23 protein-coding genes are annotated in these 24,710 nt (G+C 64.6%); 14 read left to right on the forward strand and 9 right to left on the reverse strand.

What is annotated here, in order from left to right; translation table 11 throughout:
• The 3 genes from thiL to ACREB4_RS05320 are packed head-to-tail and all read left to right on the forward strand — an operon-like array spanning position 1 to position 2,137.
• Positions 1-1,008, forward strand: coding sequence for a thiamine-phosphate kinase (thiL, locus tag ACREB4_RS05310; RefSeq protein ID WP_431587156.1), 1,008 nt, complete (start codon positions 1-3; stop codon positions 1,006-1,008).
• Positions 1,009-1,011: 3 nt separating this feature from the next.
• The gene (locus tag ACREB4_RS05315) at positions 1,012-1,617 is read left to right on the forward strand and encodes a phosphatidylglycerophosphatase A family protein (RefSeq protein WP_431587157.1); all 606 of its coding nucleotides are present in this window, start codon (positions 1,012-1,014) and stop codon (positions 1,615-1,617) included.
• A gap of 28 nt (positions 1,618-1,645) precedes the next feature.
• The gene (locus tag ACREB4_RS05320; RefSeq protein WP_431587158.1) at positions 1,646-2,137 is read left to right on the forward strand and encodes a CinA family protein; all 492 of its coding nucleotides are present in this window, start codon (positions 1,646-1,648) and stop codon (positions 2,135-2,137) included.
• 14 nt (positions 2,138-2,151) lie between these two features.
• On the opposite strand, the gene ACREB4_RS05325 is transcribed toward ACREB4_RS05320, so the two are convergent.
• The 3 genes from ACREB4_RS05325 to ACREB4_RS05335 are packed head-to-tail and all read right to left on the reverse strand — an operon-like array spanning position 2,152 to position 3,107.
• Positions 2,152-2,523, reverse strand: a complete 372-nt coding sequence (locus ACREB4_RS05325; RefSeq protein WP_431587159.1) for a phage holin family protein — start codon at positions 2,521-2,523, stop codon at positions 2,152-2,154.
• A 10-nt stretch (positions 2,524-2,533) separates the two neighbouring features.
• Positions 2,534-2,962: an MAPEG family protein gene (locus ACREB4_RS05330; RefSeq protein WP_431587160.1), complete on the reverse strand. Its 429-nt coding sequence runs from the start codon at positions 2,960-2,962 to the stop codon at positions 2,534-2,536.
• Positions 2,963-2,972: 10 nt separating this feature from the next.
• A complete protein-coding gene (locus ACREB4_RS05335) occupies positions 2,973-3,107 on the reverse strand; it encodes a hypothetical protein (protein WP_431587161.1) in 135 nt (44 codons plus the stop codon).
• 535 nt (positions 3,108-3,642) lie between these two features.
• Here ACREB4_RS05335 and ACREB4_RS05340 point away from each other — a divergent pair.
• From ACREB4_RS05340 to ACREB4_RS05365, 6 genes are all read left to right on the forward strand, one after another.
• Complete coding sequence (locus tag ACREB4_RS05340; protein ID WP_431587162.1) at positions 3,643-5,508, forward strand: ATP-binding protein; 1,866 nt, start codon at positions 3,643-3,645, stop codon at positions 5,506-5,508.
• A 55-nt stretch (positions 5,509-5,563) separates the two neighbouring features.
• Positions 5,564-6,172 (forward strand): hypothetical protein, encoded by a 609-nt coding sequence (locus ACREB4_RS05345; protein WP_431587163.1) that lies wholly within the window; start codon positions 5,564-5,566, stop codon positions 6,170-6,172.
• A 125-nt stretch (positions 6,173-6,297) separates the two neighbouring features.
• Positions 6,298-8,541, forward strand: a complete 2,244-nt coding sequence (locus ACREB4_RS05350; RefSeq protein WP_431587164.1) for a sigma 54-interacting transcriptional regulator — start codon at positions 6,298-6,300, stop codon at positions 8,539-8,541.
• 41 nt (positions 8,542-8,582) lie between these two features.
• Entirely contained in the window at positions 8,583-9,806 is a 1,224-nt protein-coding gene (locus tag ACREB4_RS05355) for a DUF917 domain-containing protein (protein WP_431587165.1), read from the forward strand.
• Positions 9,803-10,525: an aspartate/glutamate racemase family protein gene (locus ACREB4_RS05360; protein WP_431587166.1), complete on the forward strand. Its 723-nt coding sequence runs from the start codon at positions 9,803-9,805 to the stop codon at positions 10,523-10,525. Before ACREB4_RS05355 ends, ACREB4_RS05360 begins: the two co-directional genes overlap by 4 nt.
• Before the next feature lie 96 nt (positions 10,526-10,621).
• Positions 10,622-11,794, forward strand: coding sequence for an NAD(P)/FAD-dependent oxidoreductase (locus ACREB4_RS05365; RefSeq protein WP_431587167.1), 1,173 nt, complete (start codon positions 10,622-10,624; stop codon positions 11,792-11,794).
• 13 nt (positions 11,795-11,807) lie between these two features.
• On the opposite strand, the gene ACREB4_RS05370 is transcribed toward ACREB4_RS05365, so the two are convergent.
• Entirely contained in the window at positions 11,808-13,598 is a 1,791-nt protein-coding gene (locus tag ACREB4_RS05370) for a thiamine pyrophosphate-binding protein (protein ID WP_431587168.1), read from the reverse strand.
• A gap of 92 nt (positions 13,599-13,690) precedes the next feature.
• Between ACREB4_RS05370 and ACREB4_RS05375 the strand changes: the two genes are divergently transcribed.
• Positions 13,691-15,304 carry a flavin monoamine oxidase family protein gene (locus ACREB4_RS05375; RefSeq protein WP_431587169.1) on the forward strand — a complete coding sequence of 538 codons (1,614 nt, stop codon included), beginning with the start codon at positions 13,691-13,693 and terminating at the stop codon, positions 15,302-15,304.
• Here ACREB4_RS05375 and ACREB4_RS05380 read toward each other — a convergent pair.
• Entirely contained in the window at positions 15,284-16,270 is a 987-nt protein-coding gene (locus ACREB4_RS05380; RefSeq protein WP_431587170.1) for a hypothetical protein, read from the reverse strand. The two genes, ACREB4_RS05375 and ACREB4_RS05380, sit on opposite strands and share 21 nt — an antisense overlap.
• A 26-nt stretch (positions 16,271-16,296) precedes the next feature.
• Positions 16,297-17,073: a response regulator gene (locus tag ACREB4_RS05385; protein WP_431587171.1), complete on the reverse strand. Its 777-nt coding sequence runs from the start codon at positions 17,071-17,073 to the stop codon at positions 16,297-16,299.
• A 187-nt stretch (positions 17,074-17,260) separates the two neighbouring features.
• Between ACREB4_RS05385 and ACREB4_RS05390 the strand changes: the two genes are divergently transcribed.
• Both ACREB4_RS05390 and ACREB4_RS05395 read left to right on the forward strand, forming a co-directional pair.
• Positions 17,261-19,273 (forward strand): PAS domain S-box protein, encoded by a 2,013-nt coding sequence (locus tag ACREB4_RS05390; RefSeq protein WP_431587172.1) that lies wholly within the window; start codon positions 17,261-17,263, stop codon positions 19,271-19,273.
• A 157-nt stretch (positions 19,274-19,430) separates the two neighbouring features.
• Positions 19,431-19,949, forward strand: a complete 519-nt coding sequence (locus ACREB4_RS05395; protein WP_431587173.1) for a hypothetical protein — start codon at positions 19,431-19,433, stop codon at positions 19,947-19,949.
• A 153-nt stretch (positions 19,950-20,102) separates the two neighbouring features.
• Here ACREB4_RS05395 and ACREB4_RS05400 read toward each other — a convergent pair whose 3' ends face one another.
• The 3 genes from ACREB4_RS05400 to ACREB4_RS05410 form a co-directional block, all read right to left on the reverse strand.
• On the reverse strand, positions 20,103-20,975 hold the full coding sequence (locus ACREB4_RS05400; RefSeq protein ID WP_431587174.1) for a metal-dependent hydrolase: 873 nt from the start codon (positions 20,973-20,975) through the stop codon (positions 20,103-20,105).
• Positions 20,972-22,036 (reverse strand): helix-turn-helix domain-containing protein, encoded by a 1,065-nt coding sequence (locus ACREB4_RS05405; RefSeq protein WP_431587175.1) that lies wholly within the window; start codon positions 22,034-22,036, stop codon positions 20,972-20,974. The genes ACREB4_RS05400 and ACREB4_RS05405 overlap by 4 nt, the downstream gene beginning before the upstream one ends.
• Before the next feature lie 101 nt (positions 22,037-22,137).
• A complete protein-coding gene (locus ACREB4_RS05410; RefSeq protein WP_431587176.1) occupies positions 22,138-23,151 on the reverse strand; it encodes a zinc-binding alcohol dehydrogenase family protein in 1,014 nt (337 codons plus the stop codon).
• Positions 23,152-23,254: 103 nt separating this feature from the next.
• Between ACREB4_RS05410 and ACREB4_RS05415 the strand changes: the two genes are divergently transcribed.
• Complete coding sequence (locus tag ACREB4_RS05415) at positions 23,255-24,160, forward strand: LysR substrate-binding domain-containing protein (RefSeq protein ID WP_431587177.1); 906 nt, start codon at positions 23,255-23,257, stop codon at positions 24,158-24,160.
• A gap of 64 nt (positions 24,161-24,224) precedes the next feature.
• Positions 24,225-24,704, forward strand: coding sequence for a VOC family protein (locus ACREB4_RS05420; RefSeq protein WP_431587178.1), 480 nt, complete (start codon positions 24,225-24,227; stop codon positions 24,702-24,704).
• Positions 24,705-24,710 lie beyond the last annotated feature (6 nt).

A 24,710-nucleotide genomic window follows, 5' to 3' on the forward strand; every position in this document is an offset into this window, starting at 1 on the left:
ATGAGCCTGGGCGAATTCGACCTCATTGAACGATTTTTCTGGCGACCCGCTGGTCAGGGTCCGCGCCGCGCCGTGGTGGGCAATGGCGACGATTGCGCCATCTTGGCGCCAGCCGCGGGCATGCAACTGGCCGTGTCGACCGACACCTTGGTGGAAGGGCGGCATTTCCTGTCCACCGTCGATCCTCGCCGGCTGGGCCACAAGGCCCTGGCCGTGAACCTGTCCGACCTGGCGGCCTGCGGTGCCCAGCCCCTGGCCTTCACCCTGGCCCTGACCTTGCCCCGCGTGGACGAGCCCTGGTTGGCCGGCTTCTCGCAAGGCCTGCTGGCCTTGGCCGATGCCCATGGCTGCGAGCTGATCGGCGGTGACACCACGGCCGGGCCCCTGAGCATTGGCATCACGGTGATGGGCGAGGTGCCGGCGGGCCAAGCCTTGCTGCGCAGTGGCGCCCGCGCGGGCGATGACCTGTGGGTCAGCGGCTGGCCAGGCTTGGCGCGGCTGTCGCTGGAGGCGTTTCGGGGCAGCCTGGCGCCATCGCTGTCTGGCGATGAATTCGACCTCGCACGCCTGGCCATGGAATGCCCCACGCCCCGGGTCGGACTGGGCCTGGCCTTGCGAGGCCTGGCCAGCGCCGTGATCGACGTGTCCGACGGCCTGCTGGGCGACTTGGCCCACCTGCTGCGCCGCAGCCGGGTGGGCGCGCGCCTGGTGCTCGATGCCTTGCCGGTGCACCCGGTGCTGGCCACCCGGCCCTTGCCGCAGCAGCACGATTGCCTGCTGGCCGGGGGCGACGACTATGAACTGGTGTTCACGGCGCCCGCCGCGCACCGCACGCGGATCCTGGCCTTGAGCGACGCCCTGGGCCTGCCGCTGACCCGCATTGGCGCGATCCAGGCCGAGCCGGGCCTGCAGCTGCTGCAGGGCGAGCTGGACGCCTGGCCCGACGACGACGCCCCGCCCCGCGAGGTGCCCAACCGCTGGACCGCTTTCGACCATTTCAAGGCCTGATTGATGACCCTGCCCAGCCAGCCCGACCCCGAGCCCATCGACACCCCAGAGGCCCCCTTGCTGCCTCGCCGGCCCGACGTCACCCTGCTGCTGAGTCACCCAGCCCACTTCATCGCCCTGGGTGCCGGCAGTGGCCTCAGCCCCAAAGCGCCCGGCACCGTGGGCACGCTGTGGGCCTGGGTCAGTTTTTGGGCCTTGCAACAGTTCTGGGGCACGGGGGCAGAGGCCAGCCTGAAATGGGCCTGGCTGATCGGCCTGGGCCTGCCGCTGGGCTGGTGGGCGTGCACTCACACCGCGCGCAGCCTGCGCCTGGCCGACCCAGGCGCCATCGTGTGGGACGAGGTGCTGGCCTTCTGGCTCGTGCTGTGGATACTGTCTCCCACGGGCTTTGTGGGCCAATTGCTGGCCTTCGCGCTCTTCCGCTATTTCGATGCCGCCAAGCCCGGTCCTGTGGGTTGGGCCGACCGCCTGTTCAAGCGCAAGCCCGGGCAGGGCATTGGCTGGGCCCAGGGCTTCGGGATCCTGTTCGACGACCTCGTGGCGGCCTTGTGCACCTTGCTGGTCCTGGCCCTGGTGGCCCGGGTTCGGCCAGCCTGGCTGGCGCCGTGATGCCATGACGACCCAGGAGGAGATGCCAATGCCCGCCTTCGAAGAAAAAGACCCCTTGCCGACGCTGGTGCGGTCCCTCGCCGAACGCTTGACGGCGCGTGGCTGGCAACTGGCCACCGCCGAATCCTGCACGGGTGGCCTGATCGCAGCCGCCTGCACCGAGCTGTCGGGCTCCAGCGCCTGGTTCGAGCGCGGTTTCATCACCTACAGCAACGAGGCCAAGACCGATCTGTTGGGGGTGGATGCCGCCCTCATCGCGGCCCATGGCGCGGTCAGCGAACCGGTGGCCCGCGCCATGGCCGAAGGTGCGCTGGCCCGGTCTCGCGCCCAGGTGGCGGTGGCGGTGACGGGCGTGGCGGGCCCCACCGGGGGCTCGCCCGACAAGCCGGTGGGCACCGTGTGGCTGGCCTGGGCGGTTCAGGGGCAGGCCACGCGGGCGGAGCGTTGCCTGTTTCCTGGGGACCGTGCGGCGGTGCGCCAGGCCACGGTGCTGCGGGCCTTGCAAGGTCTGCTGAGCTGAGCGGCGGGCGCCCGTCAGTCGTTCGCGCGCGTCCGGCGCCCGCCGAAGATGTACTCCAGCGCGGCATCAATCACGAGGCCCCACAGGCTGTAGACCACCGAACCCAGCAGCGCATCCCAAAAGCTGCGCACATGGAAGCCGTCCAGCAGGCCCGAGGCCATCTGAAAAGTGAAGGCGTTGATGATGAAGAGGAACAAGCCCAGCGTCAGCACGGTGACCGGCAAGGTCAGCAGGATCAGCAATGGGCGCACGAAGGCGTTCAGCAGGCCAAGCACCAGGGCCGCGATCATGGCCGCCCCGAAACTGTTGACCTGAACCCCGTGGTCCCATTGGGCCAGGAGCATGAGGGCGGAGGACAGCAGTAACCAGCGGAGGAGCAGCTTCATGCCGCCCAGCTTATCCCAGCCAGAGTGTCCAGGCGAGGCGCCCCCAGAAGGCCACCAGCACAAAATTGCTGAGCGCGAACAGCCCCAGCCGGTGGACGACGTTGTTGTAGCTCAGGTGCACCAGGCTGTGTCCGATGCGCAGGGCCACGTACACCCAGGCCAGCAGCACCAGCACGTGGTCCACATGCTGGGTCACGTAGGCCACCACGCAGCCCGCGTAGAACAGCACGGGCAACTCCAGCAGGTTCATGTAGTTGCGGTTGGCCAGCGAGACGTGCGGCGGCACGCGGGCCGATTCGCCATAGCGGAAGTCGCCCGGGCTGACCTCGCCCTTGAAGGCCGCGCGGAAACGCCGGATGGGGATCTGCAGTAGCACCAGCAGGGTCCAGAACACCAGCAGGGTGAGCGGCTGGAAGATGTCGATGGGTTGGCTGTTCATGTCCGCGATCCTAGGCGGTGGTCGCGGCCGAGCGCAAGCCGGGCAACTCCTCGAAAGCGTCGTGCGGCACCGGCTTGCTGAACAGGCAACCCTGGAAAGCGTGGCAGGGCCAGCGGCGCATGTGCGCGTGGGAGCCAAGCGGCATGGACGACACCCTGTGGTGACCAAGCCAGAGCCTGGTGATAGAAACATGAAAGCCCGCACGGAGGCGGGCTTTCTAATAAATTCCCACCCCTGGCTCTTTGGCCAGACAATGGGAACCTGTGGATCGAATAGAGCTCCCTGATCTCTGTCGAATTCAGGGCGACCCTGTATCCGACCTCCCTGTGGTCCTTGATGGTTTGTTTCTGAACACGGCTGACAGCGTTATTTGCATTGCTCGGCACCTCATCGAACACACCTCAAATCAAGACCCGGTTAATCGGACGAGCTATTTTCGCAACTTTGGTGAATTCCACCTCCATGGAATGCCTAGGCTTAAAAAATAACGCTACTTGACGTGAAATGACTCCGGTGGAGGGTGCAGAAATGCGGCTTTTCTTTAGAATGACTCCATTGTCTGACCTGCCGTCTGGAATGTCCTTAAAAAGCCTGAAAATCTTCTGAAAACTTTTGAAGAAGTGTTGCAGGGCGTGTGTTGTTGGGCGGAGCCCCGCCAGCCTTAAACCACAGAGGTAGAGTTGTCGCACTGCTATCGCTTTGATCGCTTCGAGCTGCGCGCCGGAGAGCGCGTGTTGTATGCCGAAGGCGAGCCTGTCACGCTGGGTGCGCGCGCCATTGACCTCCTGCTGGCACTGCTGGGTCGGTCCGGACGCATGGTGTCCAAGAACGAACTGATCGATCTGGTCTGGCCAGGCAGGGTGGTGACAGAAAACAACTTGCAGGTGCAGATCTCCACCTTGAGGAAGCTGCTGGGACAGCAATCTATCGCTACCATCCCGGGGCGGGGCTACCGCTTTGCTTTGCCGCTGACCCGCAATGACGGGGGCGAGGAGTCGCGGCCATCGCGACTGCGGGATGAGCCCATCGTTTCAGTGCCTTCTGCCAGCGGCTTGTCTGCCCTGCCGAGTCTGCCTGGGCGTCTTCTGGGTCGAGAGCGTGACCTGGCTGCGCTGGCCCAGGAGCGCCACCACCCCTTGATCACCATTGTCGGGGCCGGTGGGATCGGCAAGACCGCCTTTGCGCTGGCGGCGGCGCACGAATGGTGCCGAGATCACCGCCAAGGCGCCGTCTGGGTCGAGTTGGCGGGCATCACCGATCCCTTGCTGGTGGTCAGTGCCGTTTCTCAGGCAGTGGGGGTGTCCTCCGGCGGGGCGGATCCCATGGCTGCGCTGGTGACGGCGCTCAGGCCTTTGCAGCTTTTGCTGGTGATCGACAACGCTGAACATTTGCAGGAGGCGGTGGTTCGCCTTACCCAGGCCATCACCGTGGCAGCCCCGGATGTGCGGCTGCTCGTGACCAGCCAGGCCGCCTTGAAGCTCGACAACGAGCGCGTGTTCCGATTGGGCCCATTGTCGGTCCCAGGCGCGGGCACGCCAGCGATGAATGCGGTCGATCACGGCGCCATTGCCTTGTTCATTGACCAGGCCCAAGCCGTGGACAGAGGCTTTGTGGTCAGCGATCTGAACGTGGATGCCGTGATTGCCCTGTGCCGGCGTCTGGATGGCATGGCCCTGGCGATCAAGCTGGCGGCCGCCCAACTCCCTTTGCTGGGTTTGCAAGGCATCCTGGACCGCCTGGATGAGCGCTTCAAGCTTTTGCGTGGGCACAGCAGTGAAACGCTGCCGCGCAAGCAGACGCTGCTGGGCACCCTGGAATGGAGCCACGCTTTGCTATCGCCGGCCGCGCAGAGGGTGTTCCGACGGCTGGCCGTGTTCGCTGGGGGTTTCACTCTGCAACTGGCGGGCGCTGTGGCGCTCGACGAGCTGCTGGATGAATGGGCGGTGATCGAACTGCTGGGTTCCCTGGTGGACTATTCGCTGGTCGCAGCCGATGGCGCCGACGTGCCCCGCTACCGCCTGCTGGAAAGCGCGCGCGAATACGCGTGCATGCAACTGGACCTGTCGGGCGAATACTGGCTCATGAAGCGCCGCCATGTGTCGGCCATGGCGGCCTTGATGGAGCAGGCTTATCTCGGTTACTGGACCATGCCGGATGCGGCCTGGCTGGCAACCTACAGCCCGGAAATCGACAATGTCCGCGCAGCACTGGATTGGATGATGGCCCACGAGCCTGCGTTGGCCGTGGACATGATCGGCGCTTCCAGCTTCCAGCTTCCTTTTCCTGTTGTTGGGCTTGGCAGCCGAGTTCCGCAAGCGTTGCGTGGCCGTGGAGGCTCAGGTGGTGGCCATGCCGGCCAGCCGTGCCGTATCCCGGTATTGGGTGGAGCGCAGCCGCCTGCACTGGGGCGTATCCAGCACCTTGATGCACGAATTTGCCTGCCGCGCCGCATCCCAGAGCCTGGCGCTGGAAGACAGCCAGGGACGCTACATGGCCTTGGGTTGTGTGGCTGGCAGCGGGGTTGTGCCAATTGCCCATGTCCATGATTTTCTGGAAGAAATGATCCGGCTGGAGCGGCCAGACTGGCCCTTGCGTTTGCGCATGCAGAGGCAGTTGGCCACGGTCAGCGTGATGCGGTCAGCAGGACAACTGGGCCAGGCCAAGCGCGTTTGCGAGGTCTTGTTGACCCAATCGCAAGCGCATGGCCTTGATGTCGTGGCCTCGACGGCGCTGGCAGACCTGGCTGGCCTGAGCCTGGCCGTCGGTGAATCCCGGGCCGCTGTCAAGCATTGCCGAGAGCTGTTGGCCCATGGGCGCCACAGGCGAGACAACATCGTGTTGCAGGCCATGGCGGTCATGGCCGCGGCGTTGTTCATGCAGAAAGAGGTCGAACAGGCGCGGGGCGCCTTGGTGGTTTTTGCCGAGGCGTCCAGAAGCCGTGGCTGGGAATGGTTCGACTTGTACTCTGCTTTGTTCGCCTTGCTGGCCGCACTGGAAGGGCGCCATGAAACCGCGGCGCGTGTACTGGGATATGCAGAGCGGGCGCAGCATCAGGTGGGGGACGCCCAGTTGGCGCAGGCCCTGGAGCAGGCTCATGGCATGGTAAATGCAATGCTGTCGCCTGCGGTCGTCAATCGACTGTCTCAAGAGGGTGCCCAGATGGCGCCCGCCACTGTCTGTTCATGGGCCTTGGCGCGCGTGGACCGCTGACCTGCCTGTTACATTGAAACGTGCTGGCAGTGCATTGTGCACAGCCTGTTCAACGTCGTCATTGGGGGTCTTATGCGCGGGTTCGTGGTGAGAGCAATGTTGTCCTTGCCTTGGCGAGCTTGAGAATGTCATCGATTCCCCACGTCATTGGGCAAGCGCCCGAGTTTTTGCAAGTGCTGCGGCAACTTGAAAGGGTGGCGCCCACGGACCGACCGGTCTTGATCCTGGGGCCGACCGGCTCTGGCAAGGAGCTGATCGCGCAACTGATCCATCAACAGGCCAGAGGCGGGCACAACGGCCCCTTGGTCGATGTCAACTGTGGCGCCATTCCCGAGCACCTGGCAGAGGCGGAATTCTTCGGCTATGCCAAAGGGGCCGTGACCGGTGCCGTGGGAGAGCAGGCGGGGTATTTTGAGCGGGCCAGCGGCGGCACCCTCTTCCTCGATGAGATCGGGGAGTTGCCCAAGGCCTTGCAGCCCAAACTGCTGCGCGTTCTGGAGACGGGCACCTTTCGACCTTTGGGGTCGGCAGAAGCCCGGCGCTTTCAAGGACGGCTCTTGGCGGCCACGCACCGCAACCTTCCCCAGATGGCGCACCAGGGCAAGTTCCGGGAAGACCTTTATTACCGGCTGGCCGTCTTTGTCCTGAACGTGCCAGGGCTGGACCAGCGGCGTGACGACATCCCGGCCCTGGTGGCCCACTTCGCGGCGTTGCAGCCGCGCAAGCTGAGCTTCAGCGCCGAGGCGTTGGCATGTCTGCAGGCCCAGGAATGGCCCGGCCATGTTCGCCAGTTGCGCAGTCTGGTGGAGCGGTTGGGCGTGTTGTCCGACGGTGATCACATCACTGCGGAAATCTTGCAGCCGTTCCTCGCGCCGGCTTTGGGGGGTGGGGTGTCCGATGACGCGCTGGCCGATGCGCTCATGGCGCTCGAAGGGCCGGACAAACTGGTCGCGGTGGAGCAACTGCTGGTGAACCGCGCCATGCGACTTGCCGGCAACAACAAGACCGCTGCCGCCCGGGCCTTGGGTGTCAGCCGCAAGGCGGTCGAGCGGCGCTTGCAATCGCGTGACGACAAGCTCATGACGGCGGCACAGTCCCTTGAAAATGCGCGGTTGTTGGTCGATCGGTCGGATTTTCGAGAAGCCATTCCGCTCATCAGACAGGGCCTTGATCTGGTGGACATGAGCTCGGTCGAACCCGAGGTCAAGCGCACCATCTTCGATCTTTACCGTTTGCTGGGGGTGTGTTTGCGCAGCGTGGATGGCTGGTTGAGTGACAGCGCCAAGCAGGCCTACGAAGCAGCCTTCAAGGCGGGCAAGGGCATGGTCGAGGACGTGGAGCTCAACTCCCTGCTGTTTGGCATCTGGTCCACGCAACTGATGACGATGGAACTGGGCAAGGCCCGTGCGACAGCCCAGGAAATGCTGCAGCATGCCCAGGCCAGCGGCAACGAGGACTTGATCGTGGAAGCCCACGTCGCCATGACCAACACGCTGTTCTGGGTGGGGGACAGCATCGAGACCCTGGCCTGCCTCACGCGTGGCGGGCTGATGCCTGTGCAAAGGCCTGATTGCACCGGCACGCAGGGCTTCGATCTGATCGGGCTGGCGATGACGTTCGAGGGCCTGGCATCGTTCCAGGTGGGCCATTTCAAGCATGCCCAGTTGGTTGGTGCCCGGTTGGCCAAGCGTTCCTACGAAACGGACGAGGACCACCCTTTCAATCGGGCCATCGCCTTGCAGGGGGCCGCCTGGCTGGCCTGCCTGTTCGAGGACATGGAGCAACTGGCCACCCTGGCCGCCGACCTGGAGTCCTTGTCCATTGCCCATGGCTTCGTGTTCTACCGGGGCATAGGCCAGATCTTCCGTGGATGCCACCTGGCGTCGCAAGGGCGGTTCGAAGAAGCCGAAGAAGCGATCAGGGACGGCTATGACACCCACGTCTTGCGCAATGGCGGCAAGTTGTTCTATTCATTCCAGGCCTGGAAATATGGCGAGCTGCTGCTGGAGGCCGGGCGTGCGCCGGAGGCAGAGCGCATGGTTGCGCGGGCCCTGGAGGTCTCCATCCAGCACCAGGATCGCGCCTATTTGAGCGAGTTGCTTTATGTGCAGGCGCGGGCAAAAATGGCCATGAAGGATCTCGGTGGCGCGGAAGAGGGCTTGCGAGGCGCACTGTCCACCGCCCTGATCCTGGGGGCGGTTCCCGCCCGGCTCGGGGCGGCCACCCACTTGGCGCACTTGCTTGACCAGACCGGCCGCCGCGCGCAGGCGATCGAAGTTCTGACCAAATCCATCCAGGTAGAAGAAAAAGACGCGGCTTTCCCAGGCCTTATTCGTGCAATAACCTTCCTCGGCAAGCTTCGAAGATAGCTGTTCGTTCACTAATTCCCCCAGGGGAGAAGGAGGTCACGATGGCATACGAACTTGTCAGGGCGGATTTGGAGGCCTTGCTGTTGGGAGGCTGCTTTTTTGGCAGCGGAGGCGGGGGCACGGTGGTGTCCGCCAAAAGCCTGGTGTCGAACTTCCAGGCCGGAAGTTACTACCCCAAGGACACCGTCAAGGTGGTGACGGTTGAAGAGGCCACCCATGGCGAATCCGTCATGGTGGCCTACATGGGCGCCCCGGAGGCGATCGATGGCGCCAAATACCCGGAGGGCCCCGTGGGCGCCGTTCAGCAGGTGCAGGCGCGTCTGGCGGCCAGCGGCAAGAAACTGGCTTATGTGGTGCCTCCAGAAAGTGGTGCGCTGGGCTTCACCGTGGCGTGTCTGGTTGCGGCGCGATTGGGCTTGTCGGTGGTTGATGCGGATGGCGCTGGCCGTGCCGTGCCTTCGCTTCCGATGCTGACCTTTGCGGCGCAACACGTCGATCCACGGCCGGCCTTCCTGGTCAGCCAAGGTGGGCTGGCGGTGGAGTTGAACGTCACGCCCAGCCAGGGCAGCCATGGCGGTGATCAGCATCAGCAGGATGTGTCGGAGATTGTCGAACAAATGATGCGGCCCATCGTGGCCGATCCGGAGTTCGATGAGTTTGGCGGACTGGCCATGTGGGTCATGGACCCGGCAACCCTGGCCAAGGCCCTGCCCATCAGGGGCACCCTGTCGCGGGCCTTGAAGTTCGGCCAGGCGATCCAGGCAGGGCACCTGAGCACGCCCAAGGCCGTGATCGAGTTCCTGCACAAAGAATCAGGCGTGAAGGCCCAGGTCATCTTCGGGCCGGGCACCATCGAGTCCGCGAAGGTCGACACCACGGGTGGCTTTGACCTGGGCACGGTGCGCATCGACAGCGCCCATGGCAGCGCCACGGTGCTCTACCAGAACGAGTCTCTGCTGGCGTGGGACAGTGCCAAGCCGCATCCCATCTGCCTGGCGCCTGATGGCATCGCTTACTTCGTGGAAGGCGCCGGACAGTCGGTGTTCTCCAACGGGGACCTCGTGCTCAGTGACGGTTCACTGAACCCGGCGGTGAAAGGCCGGCAAGTGACCCTGCTCGGCTTGTCGGCCAATGCGGCCTTGCGCATCCCGGATGGACTGATTCTGACCAGCTTCATGGACCTCCTGGGCACCATGGGGTACCACGGGCCTTATGTCCCGGTGGAAGTCCTGGCTCACATCAAAACGCAGGGAAATCAATCATGAGCAACAAAACACGCGTCTGCATCCTGGCACCGGTGAACACCGACAAGTTCAACCAGCTCCTGCTGGAAGCGGTGACCCCCGTCATTCCGCCGGACTTCGAAGTCGAGGTGCGCAACCTGACCGAAGGACATGACTGCATTGAAAGCCGCACCGATTGGCTGCACAACGGCTACCCGGTGGTCGAGCTGGCCAAGCAGCTGGAGCAAGAAGGCTTCCAGGGCATCTGGCTGAGCGACTTCGACATGTGCGGCGTGGAGGCCGCGCGCGAAGTGGTAGACATTCCCATCATCGGGGGCTTTCCGACCTCGGCCTTCACGGCCCTGGCCTTGAGCCAACGGTTCTCGATCCTCACGATTCTGGACAGCACCTTGGCCATGCAGCGTGGCCACATCCTCACCTATGGATTGGAGGATTCCTTCGCATCCATCCGGGCCATCGATTGCCCGGTGGACCAGTTGTCCAATGTGGATGTGGTGGTGGTCAAGGCCTTCGAACTGGCGCTCAAGGCCATCAAGGAAGACGGTGCCCAATCCATCTTGCTGGGATGCACGGGTTTTGTGGGGGTGGCGGCGCGTTTGTCCACCATGCTGGAAGAAGCGCTTCAAACCTATGTTCCGGTGATCGACCCAAATCAGGCCGGGTTCAGCTTCCTGGTTTCATTGGTGAGGCTGCGGATAAGGCCCAGCCGCTTGTGCTACGCCAAGTACGACGAGTCCTGACCAGAACGGCCCCGCCCAGGTCATCCAACCGGGCGGTGGCAAATGCGCTAGCATCCCGCAAACAGTAGACGTCTTGGCTGTATCTGGAGTCTTTGCATGTTGGATGTGATTGTGGTGGGCGCACGGTGCGCAGGTGCCGCGACTGCTTTGTTGTTGGCAAGGCAGGGGCACCGGGTCCTGGTGATCGACCAGGACAGGTTTCCGAGCGACATGCGCTTGTCCACTCACCTGATTTGGCATGCTGGCGTCGACCTGCTTCAAAAATGGAACGTGCTGGACGCCGTGCGGGCTTCTCTGTGCCCGCCATTGACGGCATTTTCACTGGACCTTGGGCCGGTGGTGCTCAAAGGTCGGCCTGCGCAGGCCAATGTGGGCGCCGCGTTCGCGCCCAAACGGGTGGTGCTCGATCAAATTCTGCTGGAGGCCGCGGTGGCCGCTGGCGCCGAGTTGCGTGAAGGCCTGCTGTTCGATGGCGTGCTGTGGGACGGCCCGCGCGTTGTGGGCGTCCGTGTGAAAAATCCCGACGGCAGTGTTTCGGAGGAAACGGCGCGTTGGGTGGTGGGCGCCGATGGCCGGCATTCGGCCGTGGCTTCTGCGGTGGGCAGCCAGCCATACCATGCGTTTCCCAAAGAGCAAGGGTCGCTCAACACCTTCGCTTATTTCTCGGGCATGTCGCTCAAGGGGGCCGAGTTCGTGTCGCGTCCCCGGCGCCTGGGCTATGCCTGGCAGACGAATGACGACCAGGTGCTGGTGGGGATGGTCATGCCTGGCCGGGAGGCACGCATGCCCCGCGCCGAGGTCGAAGCCCGGTTCTTCGAAGAGCTTGAGTTGACAAGCCCCTTGCTGGCCGCCCGTGTTCGCGCCGGCCGGCGTGAAGGAGACTGGATCAGCACTTCGATCAACACCTTCTGCCGTGAACCTTCAGGCGCCGGATGGAGCCTGGTCGGGGATGCTGGCCTGACCATGGATCCCATCACCATGGCTGGCATCACCAATGCACTGCGAGACGCGGAAAGCCTGGCCAACGCCCTGCACCAGGGCTTGTCGGGTGGGCAGGAGCTGGACGAGGCCATGCTTGGATTCAAGGACCAACGCGATCACGTGTCGGTGCCCTTCCATCTGTTTTCCCAGGAAGTGGCGGCATTGTTGCCGGTCACGGACAACGTTCAGCGGCTTTGCCGCGACGTGGCTGGCAGCCAGCAGGAAATCGATCGCTACTTCGGAATGTGGGCGCAAACCGTTCCGCTGGCCAGCTTCCTGCAGGCGTGAAACCAGGCGCCGTTCAGCCTTGCACCAGTTCCGGCCACCCATAGGGTGGTGAGGGCTTGGTGTCGATGTAGACCACGATGACCTGCGGGCGACCGGTGCTTTGCGCGGAGGCCACGGCTTGCGTTAGGGCGGTCTTCAAGGCACCTGGGCCTTGGTCTGCTTGGATGGCGAAGGTTTCGGCGCCCAATCCACGCGAGAAACTGACCAGGTCCGGCCGGCCGAGTTTGTAGTACTCAAGCCAGGTGTTCTGGTCGGGCACCAACTGCTCCATGCCCTGGCTGACCATGCTCAGGTCATTGTCGTCCAGCACGATCCAGATGGCTCCGACCTTGTTCTGGGCTGCCGTGGAGATTTCAGCGCCGTGCATCATCAGTGCACCATCGCCCACGATGGCCAGGCAAGGCACATCCGGGGCGGCCATCTTGGCGCCCACCACGGCCGCCACCGCGAAGCCCATCGGGCCCATGGCCAAGGCACTTTGATAACGCACGGGCGGGTCGACCGCCATGTAGTTCAGCGACCAGCCGACGCAATTGCCGGCGTCGATGAAGATGTGCCCATCCGTGATCACTTCATTGATCACCCGCATCATGGCCGCCGGATGGACGGGCGCCTGCTCGGAGGCGTAGCCTGCGCTGTCAACACACGAGGGCTGTTCGCGCTTGATGCCCGCGATCAGGGCCCGGCGCTCATCGGCCGCTTGAGCATCGGGGGCTTGCCGGGGCGCCAGTTCACACAAGACGTCCAGCGTGGCGCCCAGCTCGGCGATGACGCCCTGGGTGACCGGGAAGCTGCGCCCGATCATGCCGGGGTTGAGGTCGAATTGAATGAACGGGCCACGTGGGATCAAGCCAGTCGAGTAGGGCTCGCGTGCGATCACCGACGTGGTGAGCTGGCCCAGGCTCGAGCCCAGCACCAGCAATGCGTCGAAATGGTCCGGGTCGGACTCGGGCTTCATGTAGGCCCGGGGCCAGGCGCTGCCGCAAATGCCGTAGTTCTTGAGCGAAAGCGGGTGTGACTCCGGGAAAATGCCTTTGGCGTTCGGCGTGGTCATCACCGGGATGGCCAGGCGTTCGACCAGCTCCACAAAGGCCGCCAGTCGTTCAGGGCAGGCCAGGGCTTCGCGGCAGCCATTGCCCAGGAAGATCAAGGGGCGGCGAGCTTCCAGCAATTGCCCAAGGGCGCTTTGAACAGCCTTGATGTCCGTGCAGGCCGCGCGGGCCCGGTAGCTTTGGGGGTCGAGGCTGGCGGCGTCGTAGGCGATGTTCCGGCTCGCCAGTTCGTTGGTCAGGCTGACGTGGGCCGTGCGCCTGGGCAGTGACAAGGCACTGCGCAGGGCTTGCTTGAACAAGGTCTGGAAGTGGCTGGTGTTGGTGATCAGCACGCTGGATTCAACCGCGTGCCTGAAGACACCGCTGACGTTGAGCTGCGTGTCCGAGCCTTCTTGCAAATAGCCTTGGCCGAAATATTTTTCAGGCACTTCGCCAGTGATCACCAGCACCGACGTGTGTCCGGCTTGTGAATTGATGGCGCCCGAGAGGGCATTGATCGCACCCGGCCCGGAGGTGGTCATGACCACACCGAGCTTGCCATTGGCGCGGGCATAGCCGTCGGCCATGTAGGCGGCCCCGGCTTCATGGCGACAAATCACGAACTCGATCTCGGGGGCCTGCCTCTTCAACTCGGCCATGAGCCAGACGACGGTCCCCCCGGGGATCCCGAAAATTTTGGTGACCCCTTCGGCCTTCAACAGGGCGATCAGCAACTGGGCAACGGTGGATGAGGAAAGGGTGCGCGAGGACATGACTGCTATTTCCGACCGTCCCACCTGGGAGACTTGCATTATTGTCATAAGCTTAGCAGAGTCTCGCATATGGACGTGAATGCGGAGTTTTGATGAGCAGTCGTTTGGCAGTGCAGGATGTGGCGGTCGTCGGGGCTGGTGTGGCAGGTGTTTACAGCGCTTGGCGTTTGCAACAGCAGGCCGAGCGGGGTGACGGGCGGCATCGGGTTGGCTTGTACGAAATCAGCGACCGGATCGGGGGGCGTCTGCTGTCGGTGGCCCCTCCCGGCATGCCAAGGGCGCGGGTCGAGCTGGGGGGCATGCGCTTCCCTTTGAGCCATCGCCTGGTGCATGCCTTGGTCGAGCAGCTTGGTTTGGCGACGGTGCCCTTCGAGGTCAACCATGGGTGCAACATCGCCTACCTGCGTGGCCGTCGTTTGCGCATGGCCGATCTGATCGATCCCGATAAACTGCCCTATGGTCTGAACGCGCGGGAGCGTGCAGGGATCAAGGAGGGCATCACTGCCATGGCGGCGCGGCATCTGCTGGAGTCGATCCTCAAGAAACCGATCAGGGATCTTGGCGGGATCGCCTGGGATGAATTGGCGCGTTCTGTCCAGTACGACGGCCACAAATTGTTCGACCTGACCATGAGGCAGGTCTTCGACCGTTCGGTCAGCCAGGAAGCCTGTCAATTCGCGCAGGATGCCAGCGGCTATGACTGCATCTATTCGACCTGGAATGCCGCCGATGGCTTTCCATGGAAGCTGTCCGGCTACGGCCAACATGTGGAATACCGCAGCCTTGTGCAGGGCTACGAATCCTTGCCGCAGGCCATGGCGAAGCAGTTCGTGGCGCAAGGTGGTGAGCTTCACTTGCAGCATCAACTGCTCAGCTTCGACCGGGTTCAGCTCGATGACGGCTCCAAGGCGATCGAACTCAAGTTCCTGGTGAGGGGCGAATGCCGGTCCGTGCTGGCGCGCAAGCTGGTCCTGGCCATGCCGCGCCGTTCGCTCGAATCGCTGGCGCCCACGGGCGCGGTGCTTGGCGCCGACCAGGTCCATGTCAGCCGCATGATCAAGTCCGTGCAACCCATCCCGCTGCGCAAGCTGGCGCTCTGTTACCGGCAACGCTGGTGGGAGCAACTGGGCATCACGCAAGGACGGTCGGTCACGGATCTGCCCATCCGCCAGTGCTATTACAAGACCAGTGGCGATGGTTCAAACGCAGGCTTTGTGCTCATCTACAACGACGGGATGGGGTCGGACGTCCTGGATGTGGCGGCCAAGAGCGATCAACGGCCGTACCCCACCAGCTTTGCGGCCGATGTCGCTGCCATGACACCGTGGCCGGAGTACGCCGCTCCGACAGGACTGGTCATGGCAGCGCATCGGCAACTGATGACCATGCATGGTTTGCAACCTTGCCCGGACCTGTTCCCGTATGCGGCCGCTTACCGGGATTGGGGCGATGACCTGTATGGCGGAGGCGCCAATTTCTGGCCATGCCATGTGAACAGCCAGGAGGTGGCCAGGAACATCATGCAGCCGGTGCCAGGCCTGCCGGTGTACATCTGCGGCGAGGCTTATTCGCACGCGCAGGGTTGGGTGGAGGGGGCACTGAGCACCGCGGAACAAGTCCTTCAACGGCATCTTGGCCTGCCAGCCCCCTCTTTCCTGAAGGGGACCCAGGCTGCTGAAGGCTGCTTACCCGCGCTTGTAGAGTAGGGCGGTGGTGCTCATCTCCATGCCGATGGCCTGTAGCACCAAATAGTCCGTCTTGATCTCGTCGTAGCATTTGGCCAGATTGACGGGCACGGAAGAGTCCACCATGTCGCCCAGTTCTTCGATGGTCTCGATGTAATGCGCGGGTTTGATGGCCTCGTTCCAGATGTCGTAGACAGCCTTGGAGGTCTGGTGCGGCACCAGGGTGATGTCTTGCCCGGTCAGGCCATTGCGGGCCAGCATGCGGTTAACCATCGGGCCCGGCGCGTGGTAGCCGAACGCTCTGACGGTGGCGGGGCCGCGTTCGTCGTCCAGCTTCATGAGCGGCGTGGTGAACAGGCCTTCGTGGGGAGATGGGCGTTGCGCCATGCGCAGGTCGCCGAAGTACTGGGTCTGGGTGTCGCTGTCCCAATCCACCAGCCTGAATCTGGACACATCGTCCGTCCAGCCGATCAGGGCGGCGCCACCACCATCGGATGCGGCATGGGCCACCGCTTCGGTGTAATCCACGTGGTGCGACCAGTTGTTGCCGCAGGCGACCAGGGCATGGCGGATGGTGCCGCATTGCACCAGGTCATTGGCCAGGCGCAGGCCGTCGATGTAATTGCTGTCGTCGTTGTTCAGGCCGATCACTCGGCAGTGGCGGGACAACCCCAGGTCGCGGTGCACCGCCGCCAGGTCGTTGGGGGAATAGTACTGGCCCACAGAAAGAGAGCCGAGCAACATGTCCACCTGGTCCAGGGGCACCTTGGCCTGTTCCGCTGCTGTCTTGGCGGCCGTGACCATGAGCCCGATCAGGTCACTGGGGTGGCGCAAGATGCGGCGGTACTTGAGGCCATGGAAGATGTCGGAGCCGGCGGGCTGGTGCGCCCTCAGTTGGTCGAACACCGGGTCGTCGTTGCCCCGGATGGCGTCGGGTACTTGGTATCCTAATCCGAGGATTGCCACATGCTTGCCTGATCGATCCATGCCAAACCCCAACAAATAAGACGATGTTAATCCAGGCCAATACCGCTTCGTGTTGGTCGGTTGACGTCGTCATCGACCGGGACGAAGACGTAGCCCACGTTGCGCACGGTCTTGATCACCTCGGGCTTGTCGGGGTTGCGCTCGACCTTGCGGCGCAGGCGCATGACGCGCAGGTCGATGGAGCGGTCGAACACGTCCCAGCCGCGGTTGTGCGCCTGCTCCATGATCTGGTCGCGGTTGAGCGGCCGGTTGGGGTGCGAGGCGAACAGGGCGAGCAACTCGAACTCCGAGGCGGTCACGGGGACTTCGACGCCGTCGTGGCTGAACAGCTGGCGCGAGTCGAGGTCGAGTGCGCACTGACCGAAGCGGACCCTTGTCGTGGTGATGGGTGTCACTGAAGGTTGGGGCGTGACCTCGGCCCGCAGCCGGCGCACCAGGGCGCGCACGCGGGCCAGCAGTTCGCGCACTTCAAAGGGTTTGGGCAGGTAGTCGTCCGCGCCCAGTTCCAGGCCCACGATGCGGTCCACCGAATCGCCCGCCGTGGTCAGCATCACCAGCCCGATGCCGGGGTGGGTTTCGCGCAGCCAGCGGGCCAGCGACAGGCCGTTCTCGCCGGGCATGTTGATGTCCAGGATGGCCACGTCGGGCACGGCTTCGGCGACCAGGGCACGGGCCGACAGCGCATCCTGCGCGGTGCGCACGGTGAACTGGTGGCGCTCGAAATACTCGCTCAGGAGCGAGCGCAACTCGGGCTCGTCGTCCACCACCATCACCACCGGATCGGTCTTGTTGCCTGGCACCATGGCCTGGGGTCCCCGCGTTGTTGTCTGGGCGCGATGATATCGGGCCCAGGGCCTGAAATGCCCTGGCCTCGGGCTGCTTGCAACGAATGAAACAAAAGAGGCCGGCCGCCGACTGCCGCCAAAGCGCCATCCATCACAATGCCGCACCGGCCAGTCGATGGCCCACCAAAGCGGGAGCGCGACAGGCATGAGCAGGGAAGAACAAGAAGGCGAATTCACCTGGTCGGTCACGCCCGACCGGACCGACAAGTCGCCGGCTTTTCCGCTGGACCCTACCTTGCTGGGCGCCTTGCTGGACCACAGCACCACGCAGGTCGGCATTTTTGGCCGCGACCATGTCTACCAATACGCCAACCAGGAGATGCTGGATGGCCTGGGCCGCACCTGGGAGCAGGTGGTGGGCCAGCATTTGTCCACCGTGTTGGGGCCCGCGCTGTACGTCAAGCGCTACGCCCGCCTGAGCGAGCGTCTGTTCGCCGGCGAGACCCTGCGCTGGAGTGGCTGGCTGGGCGGCCCCGGCCAGGGCTGGCGCTTTCTGAAAGAGGCCCTGGTGCCTTTCGCGCCAGTCAATGGAGAGGTGCAATCGGTGGCCGTGTTCAGGCACGACCTGACCGAACTCAAACAACGCGAACTGGAGCTGGCCGACAAGTTGCAGGAACTGCAAGCCAGCGAAGTCCTCAAGTCCGCCATCGTGGACCACGCCTTGGCCGCGCTGATTTCCACCGACGCCAAAGGCCTGATCGTCGAGTTCAACCCCTCGGCGGAGGCCATGTTCGGCCGGTCGCGCGCCAATGTGCTGGGCCGGCCCGTCAGCGAGGTCGTGATGCCCGAACGCTTTCGCGCAGCCCACGAAGCCGGCATGCAGCGCATGGATGGCGGGGGCGAAGCCCGCATCCTGGGCAAGCGCATGGAGATGCACGCCCTGCGCGCCGATGGCAGCGAGTTCCCGATCGAGATGGTGCTGTGGCGCACGAGCGTGCACGACTCGGTCTTCTACACGGCCTCGATGGTGGACCTGACCGAGCGCCACACAGCCTCCGAGCAGATCGAGCGGCAACGCGAGGCCCTGCGGCAAAGCGAAAAGCTCACCGCCATGGGCAGCCTGCTGGCGGGCGTGGCCCACGAGTTGAACAACCCCCTGGCCATCGTGATGGGCCGTGCCAGTCTGCTGGAAGAGAAGTGCGAGTCGGCCGATTTGAAGGCCGATGTTCAGCGCATCCGCGAGGCCGCCGAGCGTTGCGGCCGCATCGTGCGCACCTTCCTCAACATGGCGCGCAGCCGGCCTTCGCAGCGCCACAACGTCGGGCTCAACGAGATGGTGCGGGCGGCCACCGACATGCTGCACTACGGTTACCGCAGCCACGGCATCGAGTTGAGCCTTGAGTTGGACCCCAGCCTGCCCGAGGTGCTGGCCGATGGCGACCAGATCGGCCAGGTGATCCTGAACCTGCTGGTCAATGCCCAGCAAGCCCTGGCCGGCCTCGATGGCCCGCGTCATGTCCAGGTGCAAACGGGTGCCGAGACGGGGTCGAATCAAGCCGGCGTGTGGCTGCGCGTGCGCGACAGCGGCCAGGGCGTGAAGCCCGAGCTGCATGGCCGCGTGTTCGAGCCCTTCTTCACCACCAAGCCCGATGGCATGGGCACGGGCATGGGCCTGGCCGTCTCGCGGGCCCTCGCCCGCGAACATGGTGGCGATCTGCTGCTCGAATCCCTGGGCGCCAGCCGCGGCCCCAGTGGCTTGGGCGGCGCCAGCTTCCGACTGGTCCTGCCCATGAACGCGCAGCCGGCCGAGGACACCCTCCCATCGCCCTTGCCCGAGCTGGACGAGGAACCCATGCTGGCCCGCATCCTGGTGGTGGACGACGAGCCCGAGCTGACCTCGCTGATGCGTGACATGCTCGAAGGTGCCGGCTATGAGGTGGCCACGGCCGAGTCGGGCGCGGTGGCGCTGGAGCTGCTGGACATGGCCCGTTTCGACGCGGTCGTCTCGGACCTGCGCATGCCCGACATGGATGGATCGGCCTTGTGGCGCGAACTCTCGACACGGCACCCGGTGCTGTCACGCCGCATGCTGTTCGTCACGGGCGATACCTTGTCGATGGACGCGCAGAAGTTCTTGCGCGATTCGCGCAGCGACAGCCTGGACAAGCCATTCTCCAAGGGGGATCTGCTGGCCAAGGTGGCGGCCTTGGTGGGCTGAACCCGCGCACGGCCACCACAACAATTGCAACACAGGCGTTCGCCGGGTGAAACGCTGCTGAAACGGGGCCCTTGCAAACTTCATGGCATCGGAACACAACCAAGCGCTCCGATGTCCTGCGGGACTTCTTTCATCATCACAAACTTAGGAACACACCATGACGACCGCCAACGACACCTCCATCCAGTCTCTGTTCGACTACGCCAAGCAAGGCGCGCTGAACCCTGGCAAGGACTTCCCCATCTACCCCGCCGTGTACGTGACCTTTGTCGAGCACTTCGCCAACTCGCACCCGCCCGGCAGCGCCAACGCATCGTCCGACCTGGTGACTTACACCAACGGCCGCCTGAAGCTCTCGGCCGACAAGAAGACCCTGAGCGGTGAGCTCAAGGTCTGGCGCAACATCCACGATGCCGGATCGCCCGCCATCTTCGACATGCCTGCCCGTCCTGAAGACGCCTTCCAAAAGGTGGAAGACCAAGTGACCGTGGCCGTCACCGTGACCGACACCGGCAAGTTCACCTACCAGCGCAAGCTCAAGGGCAACCCCATTGGCGGCATGCCTCCGGCCACGCTGAACGCCAGCTACAACAATGGCCTGATGGTCGAGCAGGGCCAAGGCAGCGTGCGCAATCTGAGCTTCACCCTGGGTTCGATCGCGGGTGTCCTGGCCTGAGCGAGGTCGCGCTGGTAGAGCAGGGCCACGGCATGCATCTCCATGCCGATGCCCAGCATCACCACGTATTTCGTCTTGATCTCGTCAATTCCTTGATTCGACAGAATCGATCCCTCAGCCTGAGAAACAAGTCTCGGATCGGGGGCTATTTGCTCAATGCCCCGCCGCGTGCAGCGCATTGCCCGCCGCGATGGCATCGCCCGTGCGTTGGAAGGTGTCCAGCCAGGTGCCATAGCTGGGCATCTCCTGCAGTTTCCAGGGGTGAAAGCCTGGCTTGTAGTAGGCCAGGTAGTAGCCCAGCGTGGGGATGAACAAGCCGCCCGGCTTGTAGAACCACCACAAGCCGCGTGCCCACAGCTTGGCCCGTTGCCAACGGCTGAAACCATCGACCTTGAACATGTGGTTCATGATGCCGGCCACCGTCAGCGGAAAACCGAAGCTCACGGTGACCATGGGCATGACGCGGCTCCAGTAGCCGGCCTTGGCCACTTTGGTGAGCACGTCGAAGGCCACGGCCTTGTGCTCGACCTCCTCGACCGCGTGCCAGGCGTACATCGCGCGCACGCGGGCATCGCTGCTGTCCAGCAACTCGCGCCGCTCGAAAAAGGTGGTGCACATCATCGCCGTCAGGTGTTCCAGCGCGGCGGTGATGCCCACGCGTTGTCGTGCCGTGGTGACTTTGGGCGCATCGACGAAGAAGCGCTGTTGCAACTCGGCTTCGATCGCGTCGATCTCGATGCCCTGCTTCTTCAGGCGGTCGTTGTAATGGCGGTGCACCAGGCTGTGCTGCGCCTCCTGCCGCGTGAAGTCTTTCACCTCTTGCAGCAGCTTGGGGTCGGTGATCTGGTCGCGGTACTCGCGCACGCTGGTGATGAAGAACTTCTCGCCCTGCGGGAACAGCGTGGACATGGCATCGAAGAAGCGCGTCTTGAACGGGTCGTTGTCCATCCAGTACTTGGGGATGTCTTGGTCCAGGCCGAAGTCGAGCTGTTCGCGCGGGACGATGGTGGCGTGTTGTTCACTCATGGTGCGGTGTCTCCTGATTCTGGCAAGGCGCGCCGCCCTTGGGATTGGCGGAAGGCGCTGGGCGACAGTCCGGTCCAGCGCTTGAACGCGCGGGTGAAGCTGTGCCGGTCGGCGAAGCCCAAGGCGGTGCTGAGCGATTCGATGTGGCAGCGTGGTTCGTTCAAAGCGGCCTTGGCCATGTCGAGTCGGCAGCGGGCCTGGATGTCGGTGTAGGCCTGGCCCTGGTCGCGCAGGCGGCGTTGCAGCGTGCGGGGGTGCAGTTCCAGGCGCAGGGCCATGCGTTCGATGCCCTGGCACAACAGCGCCGGCGTTTGCCGGAAATGGCCTTCGATCTGGGTGACCAGGTCACCGCTGGCGACGGGCAGCTGCTGGTTCAGCAAGGTCTGCGCGCTCCGATGCAGGCCGGGCGCCGCGCCGGGCAAGGGCATGTCCAGCAGGCGCGTCGAGAAGACCGCCGCATCGCGCAACTGGACGGGCCTGACGGGCGCCGACAAGGTGGAAGCTTGTGCCATGAACAGCGCGCTGGGCTGGTGCCGGACTTCGATGTGGTGGATCAGGTCGGTGTGGCCCAGCGCCAGGCGCACGATCTTGCTGATGGCAGCCAGCACGGATTCGACGAAGTAGCCGCGCACGGCGGGGTCGTGGTCCCCCAGTTCAATGTCCACCAGGAGGATGGACTGGGGGCCTTGCTCTTCCACGCGCAGGGCCATGTTGGGCATGGTCATGCCGGCCCATTGCAGCGCGGGCAGGGCTTGGCGCAAGGTGGGGCTGGTGGCCAGGAAAGTTTCCAGCGCGGGCAGGTGGTCGAAGGCGAACAGTTCGCCCAGCACCAGGGGGAAGTGGTAGTGCGGCGCGGCGCGGGCCACGCACTGCTGCATCAGCCGGGCCAGGGCCTGTCGGCGGACCATGGGCACCTGGTGCGCGGCGCCCAGGGCCACGCCGGCCTCGCTGAACAGCGGGTCGATGTTGAAGCGGCAATGCGTCGCCGCCTTGATCCAGGCGTTGGCGGCGATGAAGGGCATGTCGCTGTTGGGGTGACCCGGGCGGGTGGTGTCGAGCATGCCTGCACTGTAGGCAGGGGTCCCTGTCGCCGACAGTCCCCTAGGCGACAGTTTGGGGGCTGTTTGCGACAAATCCGGCGTGTGCTCCCACTTTGCGGGCGTCAGCGCCAGCGCAGCACGCCCTTGCCCACGGCTTGCCCGCTTTCCACCCAGGCGTGCGCTGTCTTCAAGTTGGCGGCGTTGAGCAAGCCGAAGTCGCGCGTCACCGTGCTGCGCAGCAGTCCCTGGTCCACGCCCAGGGCCACTTCGGCCAGCAAGGCGCCTTGCTGGGCCATGTCAGGGGTTTCGAACACCGAGCGGGCGAACATCATTTCCCAGTGGATGGACAGGCTCTTGCGCTTGAGGGGGCGCACGTCCAGGGGCGTGGCGGGGTCGTCGATCAGGGCCAGCTTGCCCTGCGGGAGCAAGGCGTCGATCAAGGCCTCGTAGTGACGGTCGGTGTGGGTCAGGCTGGCCACCAGGTGCACGCCGTCGACGCCAATGCGGGCCAGTTCATCTTTCAGGGGGCGATGGTGGTCGATGACGTGGTGGGCGCCTTGCCCCAGGGCCCAGTCCACGGTCTGGGGCCGCGAGGCGGTGCCGATCACCTCCAATTGCGTGAACTGCCGCGCGAGCTGAACCAGGATGGATCCCACCCCGCCCGAAGCCCCCACCACCAGCAGACGCTGGCCCTGGCCGCCGCGGCGTGGCACGCCCAGGCGGTCGAACAGCAACTCCCAGGCGGTGATGGCCGTCAAGGGCAGGGCGGCGGCCTGGGCGAAATCCAGGCTGGTGGGCATGCGGCTGACGATGCGCTGGTCCACCACCTGGCGTTCGGCGTTGCTGCCTGCGCGGCCGATGCTGCCCGCATACCAGACCCGGTCGCCCGCCTTGAAGTCCTTGACGTCCGAACCCACTGCCCGCACCACCCCGGCCGCGTCCCAGCCCAGCACGCGGGTCTGGCCTGGCTCTGGGGCCATGTTCTGGCGAACCTTGGTGTCGACGGGGTTGACCGACACGGCGTGCACGTCCACGAGCAGGTCGCGTGGGCCGGGCGTGGGCTCGGGCAAGGTCAGGTCAAGCAAGGATTCGGGGTGGGACAGGGGCAGGTTCTGCTGGTAGCCGACGGCTTTCATGGCGGATCTCCGAAAGGTTGATGGGGCGACTGTGCGCCGCCCTTGACGCACAAACCAGACGTGGGAAACTGCACCAGCCGCAAACACCATTTGTCAATCGACCATGCCGAACCTTGCCCTCAGCAGCCTGGAATTGCCCGCACTGCGGCTGGCATTGCGCGTGGCCGACCTGGGCAGCGTGGCGGCGGCCGCGCGCGAACAGGACCTGCTGCCCGCCACCGCGACCGCCGCCATCCGCCGGCTGGAAGGCCACCTCAAGGTCAAGCTGTTTGCCCGCAGCAGCCGCGCGCTTCGCACCACGCCCGAAGGCGAACAATTCCTGGGCCGGGTGCGCGAGGCCCTGCTGCTGCTGGACCACGGCGTGGGCGAACTGCACGCGCCCATGACCCAGGTGCGCGGCGTGCTGCGCCTGGGGGTGCCCACCGACCTGGGCACCCAGGTGATCCGCCCCTTGCTCGACGAGTTCCTGCAGCGCCACCCGCTGATCCAGCTCGACGTGCTGATCGGCGACCGCGTGGCCGACTTGAGCCGCGAACCGGTGGACGCGGCCATCCGTTATGGAGAGCCTGCCCAGGCCGACCAGATCGTGCGCCACCTGGCCGACAACACGGCCATCCTGGTGGCATCGCCCGACTACCTGCGGCGCGCCGGGACGCCCCTGAGCGTGGCCGATCTGGCCAGCCACGAAGGCATCGCCCTGCGCCTGGCCGGCCGTTCAGGCCTGGTGTGGAAGCTGTTGGACCACGGCAGCCCGGTCGAGATCCGTCCCCGCATCCGCCGCGTGGCGGACAACGGCTTGATGACGCGCCTGTGGGCCATCGATGGCCATGGCATCGCCTTGAAATCGCGGCTGGACGTGGCGGCCGACCGCGCGGCGGGGCGGCTCGTGCAGGTGCTGCCCAAGGTGGAATCGGCGCCTTACCCGCTGGTGCTGGCCCTGGCACAGGGCACGCACCTGAGCGCACGGATGCGCGTGCTGGGCGATTTTTTGAAAGCCCGCTTGACCTGAGGTGTCGAATTCACGCAAGGTGCTTCGTCGTGTTGATGCAACCACCCACCACAGGAGAAAAACCATGGGCACTGCTTCCAATGTCAAAGCCATCCCCGACGGCATGCATTCATTGACGCCGCACCTGGTGTGCGCCGGCGCCGCCGAGGCCATCGAGTTCTACAAGAAAGCATTCAACGCGGTAGAGACAGCCCGCTTGCCGGGGCCTGACGGAAAACTGATGCACGCCGCCGTGCGCATCGGCGACTCGGTGCTCATGCTGGTCGACGAATTCCCGCAATGGGGGTCACTGGGGCCCAAGGCCTTGAAGGGCTCGCCGGTCACCTTGCACTTGTACGTCGAGGATGTCGACGCGGGCGTGGCGCAGGCGGTGGCCGCAGGCGCCAAGCTCACCATGCCGGTGGCCGACATGTTCTGGGGCGACCGCTACGGCCAGGTGGAAGACCCCTTTGGCCACAAATGGTCGCTGGCGACGCACACGCGTGATCTGACGCCCGAGGACATCAAGGCGGGGATGGCGAAGATGGGCTCGGGTCCCTGCTGAATGCCG

The sequence above is a fragment of the Aquabacterium sp. genome (assembly GCF_050725395.1).
Taxonomy (GTDB): domain Bacteria; phylum Pseudomonadota; class Gammaproteobacteria; order Burkholderiales; family Burkholderiaceae_C; genus Aquabacterium.

What these genes read in the sequence shown, in the direction of transcription:
- thiL (WP_431587156.1), top strand. Translation starts at nt 1, where the DNA reads ATGAGCCTGGGCGAATTCGACCTCATTGAACGATTTTTCTGGCGACCC.
- ACREB4_RS05315 (WP_431587157.1), top strand. Translation starts at nt 1,012, where the DNA reads ATGACCCTGCCCAGCCAGCCCGACCCCGAGCCCATCGACACCCCAGAG.
- ACREB4_RS05320 (WP_431587158.1), top strand. Translation starts at nt 1,646, where the DNA reads ATGCCCGCCTTCGAAGAAAAAGACCCCTTGCCGACGCTGGTGCGGTCC.
- ACREB4_RS05325 (WP_431587159.1), bottom strand. Translation starts at nt 2,523, where the DNA reads ATGAAGCTGCTCCTCCGCTGGTTACTGCTGTCCTCCGCCCTCATGCTC.
- ACREB4_RS05330 (WP_431587160.1), bottom strand. Translation starts at nt 2,962, where the DNA reads ATGAACAGCCAACCCATCGACATCTTCCAGCCGCTCACCCTGCTGGTG.
- ACREB4_RS05335 (WP_431587161.1), bottom strand. Translation starts at nt 3,107, where the DNA reads ATGCCGCTTGGCTCCCACGCGCACATGCGCCGCTGGCCCTGCCACGCT.
- ACREB4_RS05345 (WP_431587163.1), top strand. Translation starts at nt 5,564, where the DNA reads ATGCAGAGGCAGTTGGCCACGGTCAGCGTGATGCGGTCAGCAGGACAA.
- ACREB4_RS05350 (WP_431587164.1), top strand. Translation starts at nt 6,298, where the DNA reads ATGTCATCGATTCCCCACGTCATTGGGCAAGCGCCCGAGTTTTTGCAA.
- ACREB4_RS05355 (WP_431587165.1), top strand. Translation starts at nt 8,583, where the DNA reads ATGGCATACGAACTTGTCAGGGCGGATTTGGAGGCCTTGCTGTTGGGA.
- ACREB4_RS05360 (WP_431587166.1), top strand. Translation starts at nt 9,803, where the DNA reads ATGAGCAACAAAACACGCGTCTGCATCCTGGCACCGGTGAACACCGAC.
- ACREB4_RS05365 (WP_431587167.1), top strand. Translation starts at nt 10,622, where the DNA reads ATGTTGGATGTGATTGTGGTGGGCGCACGGTGCGCAGGTGCCGCGACT.
- ACREB4_RS05370 (WP_431587168.1), bottom strand. Translation starts at nt 13,598, where the DNA reads ATGTCCTCGCGCACCCTTTCCTCATCCACCGTTGCCCAGTTGCTGATC.
- ACREB4_RS05375 (WP_431587169.1), top strand. Translation starts at nt 13,691, where the DNA reads ATGAGCAGTCGTTTGGCAGTGCAGGATGTGGCGGTCGTCGGGGCTGGT.
- ACREB4_RS05380 (WP_431587170.1), bottom strand. Translation starts at nt 16,270, where the DNA reads ATGGATCGATCAGGCAAGCATGTGGCAATCCTCGGATTAGGATACCAA.
- ACREB4_RS05385 (WP_431587171.1), bottom strand. Translation starts at nt 17,073, where the DNA reads ATGGTGCCAGGCAACAAGACCGATCCGGTGGTGATGGTGGTGGACGAC.
- ACREB4_RS05390 (WP_431587172.1), top strand. Translation starts at nt 17,261, where the DNA reads ATGAGCAGGGAAGAACAAGAAGGCGAATTCACCTGGTCGGTCACGCCC.
- ACREB4_RS05395 (WP_431587173.1), top strand. Translation starts at nt 19,431, where the DNA reads ATGACGACCGCCAACGACACCTCCATCCAGTCTCTGTTCGACTACGCC.
- ACREB4_RS05400 (WP_431587174.1), bottom strand. Translation starts at nt 20,975, where the DNA reads ATGAGTGAACAACACGCCACCATCGTCCCGCGCGAACAGCTCGACTTC.
- ACREB4_RS05405 (WP_431587175.1), bottom strand. Translation starts at nt 22,036, where the DNA reads ATGCTCGACACCACCCGCCCGGGTCACCCCAACAGCGACATGCCCTTC.
- ACREB4_RS05410 (WP_431587176.1), bottom strand. Translation starts at nt 23,151, where the DNA reads ATGAAAGCCGTCGGCTACCAGCAGAACCTGCCCCTGTCCCACCCCGAA.
- ACREB4_RS05415 (WP_431587177.1), top strand. Translation starts at nt 23,255, where the DNA reads ATGCCGAACCTTGCCCTCAGCAGCCTGGAATTGCCCGCACTGCGGCTG.
- ACREB4_RS05420 (WP_431587178.1), top strand. Translation starts at nt 24,225, where the DNA reads ATGGGCACTGCTTCCAATGTCAAAGCCATCCCCGACGGCATGCATTCA.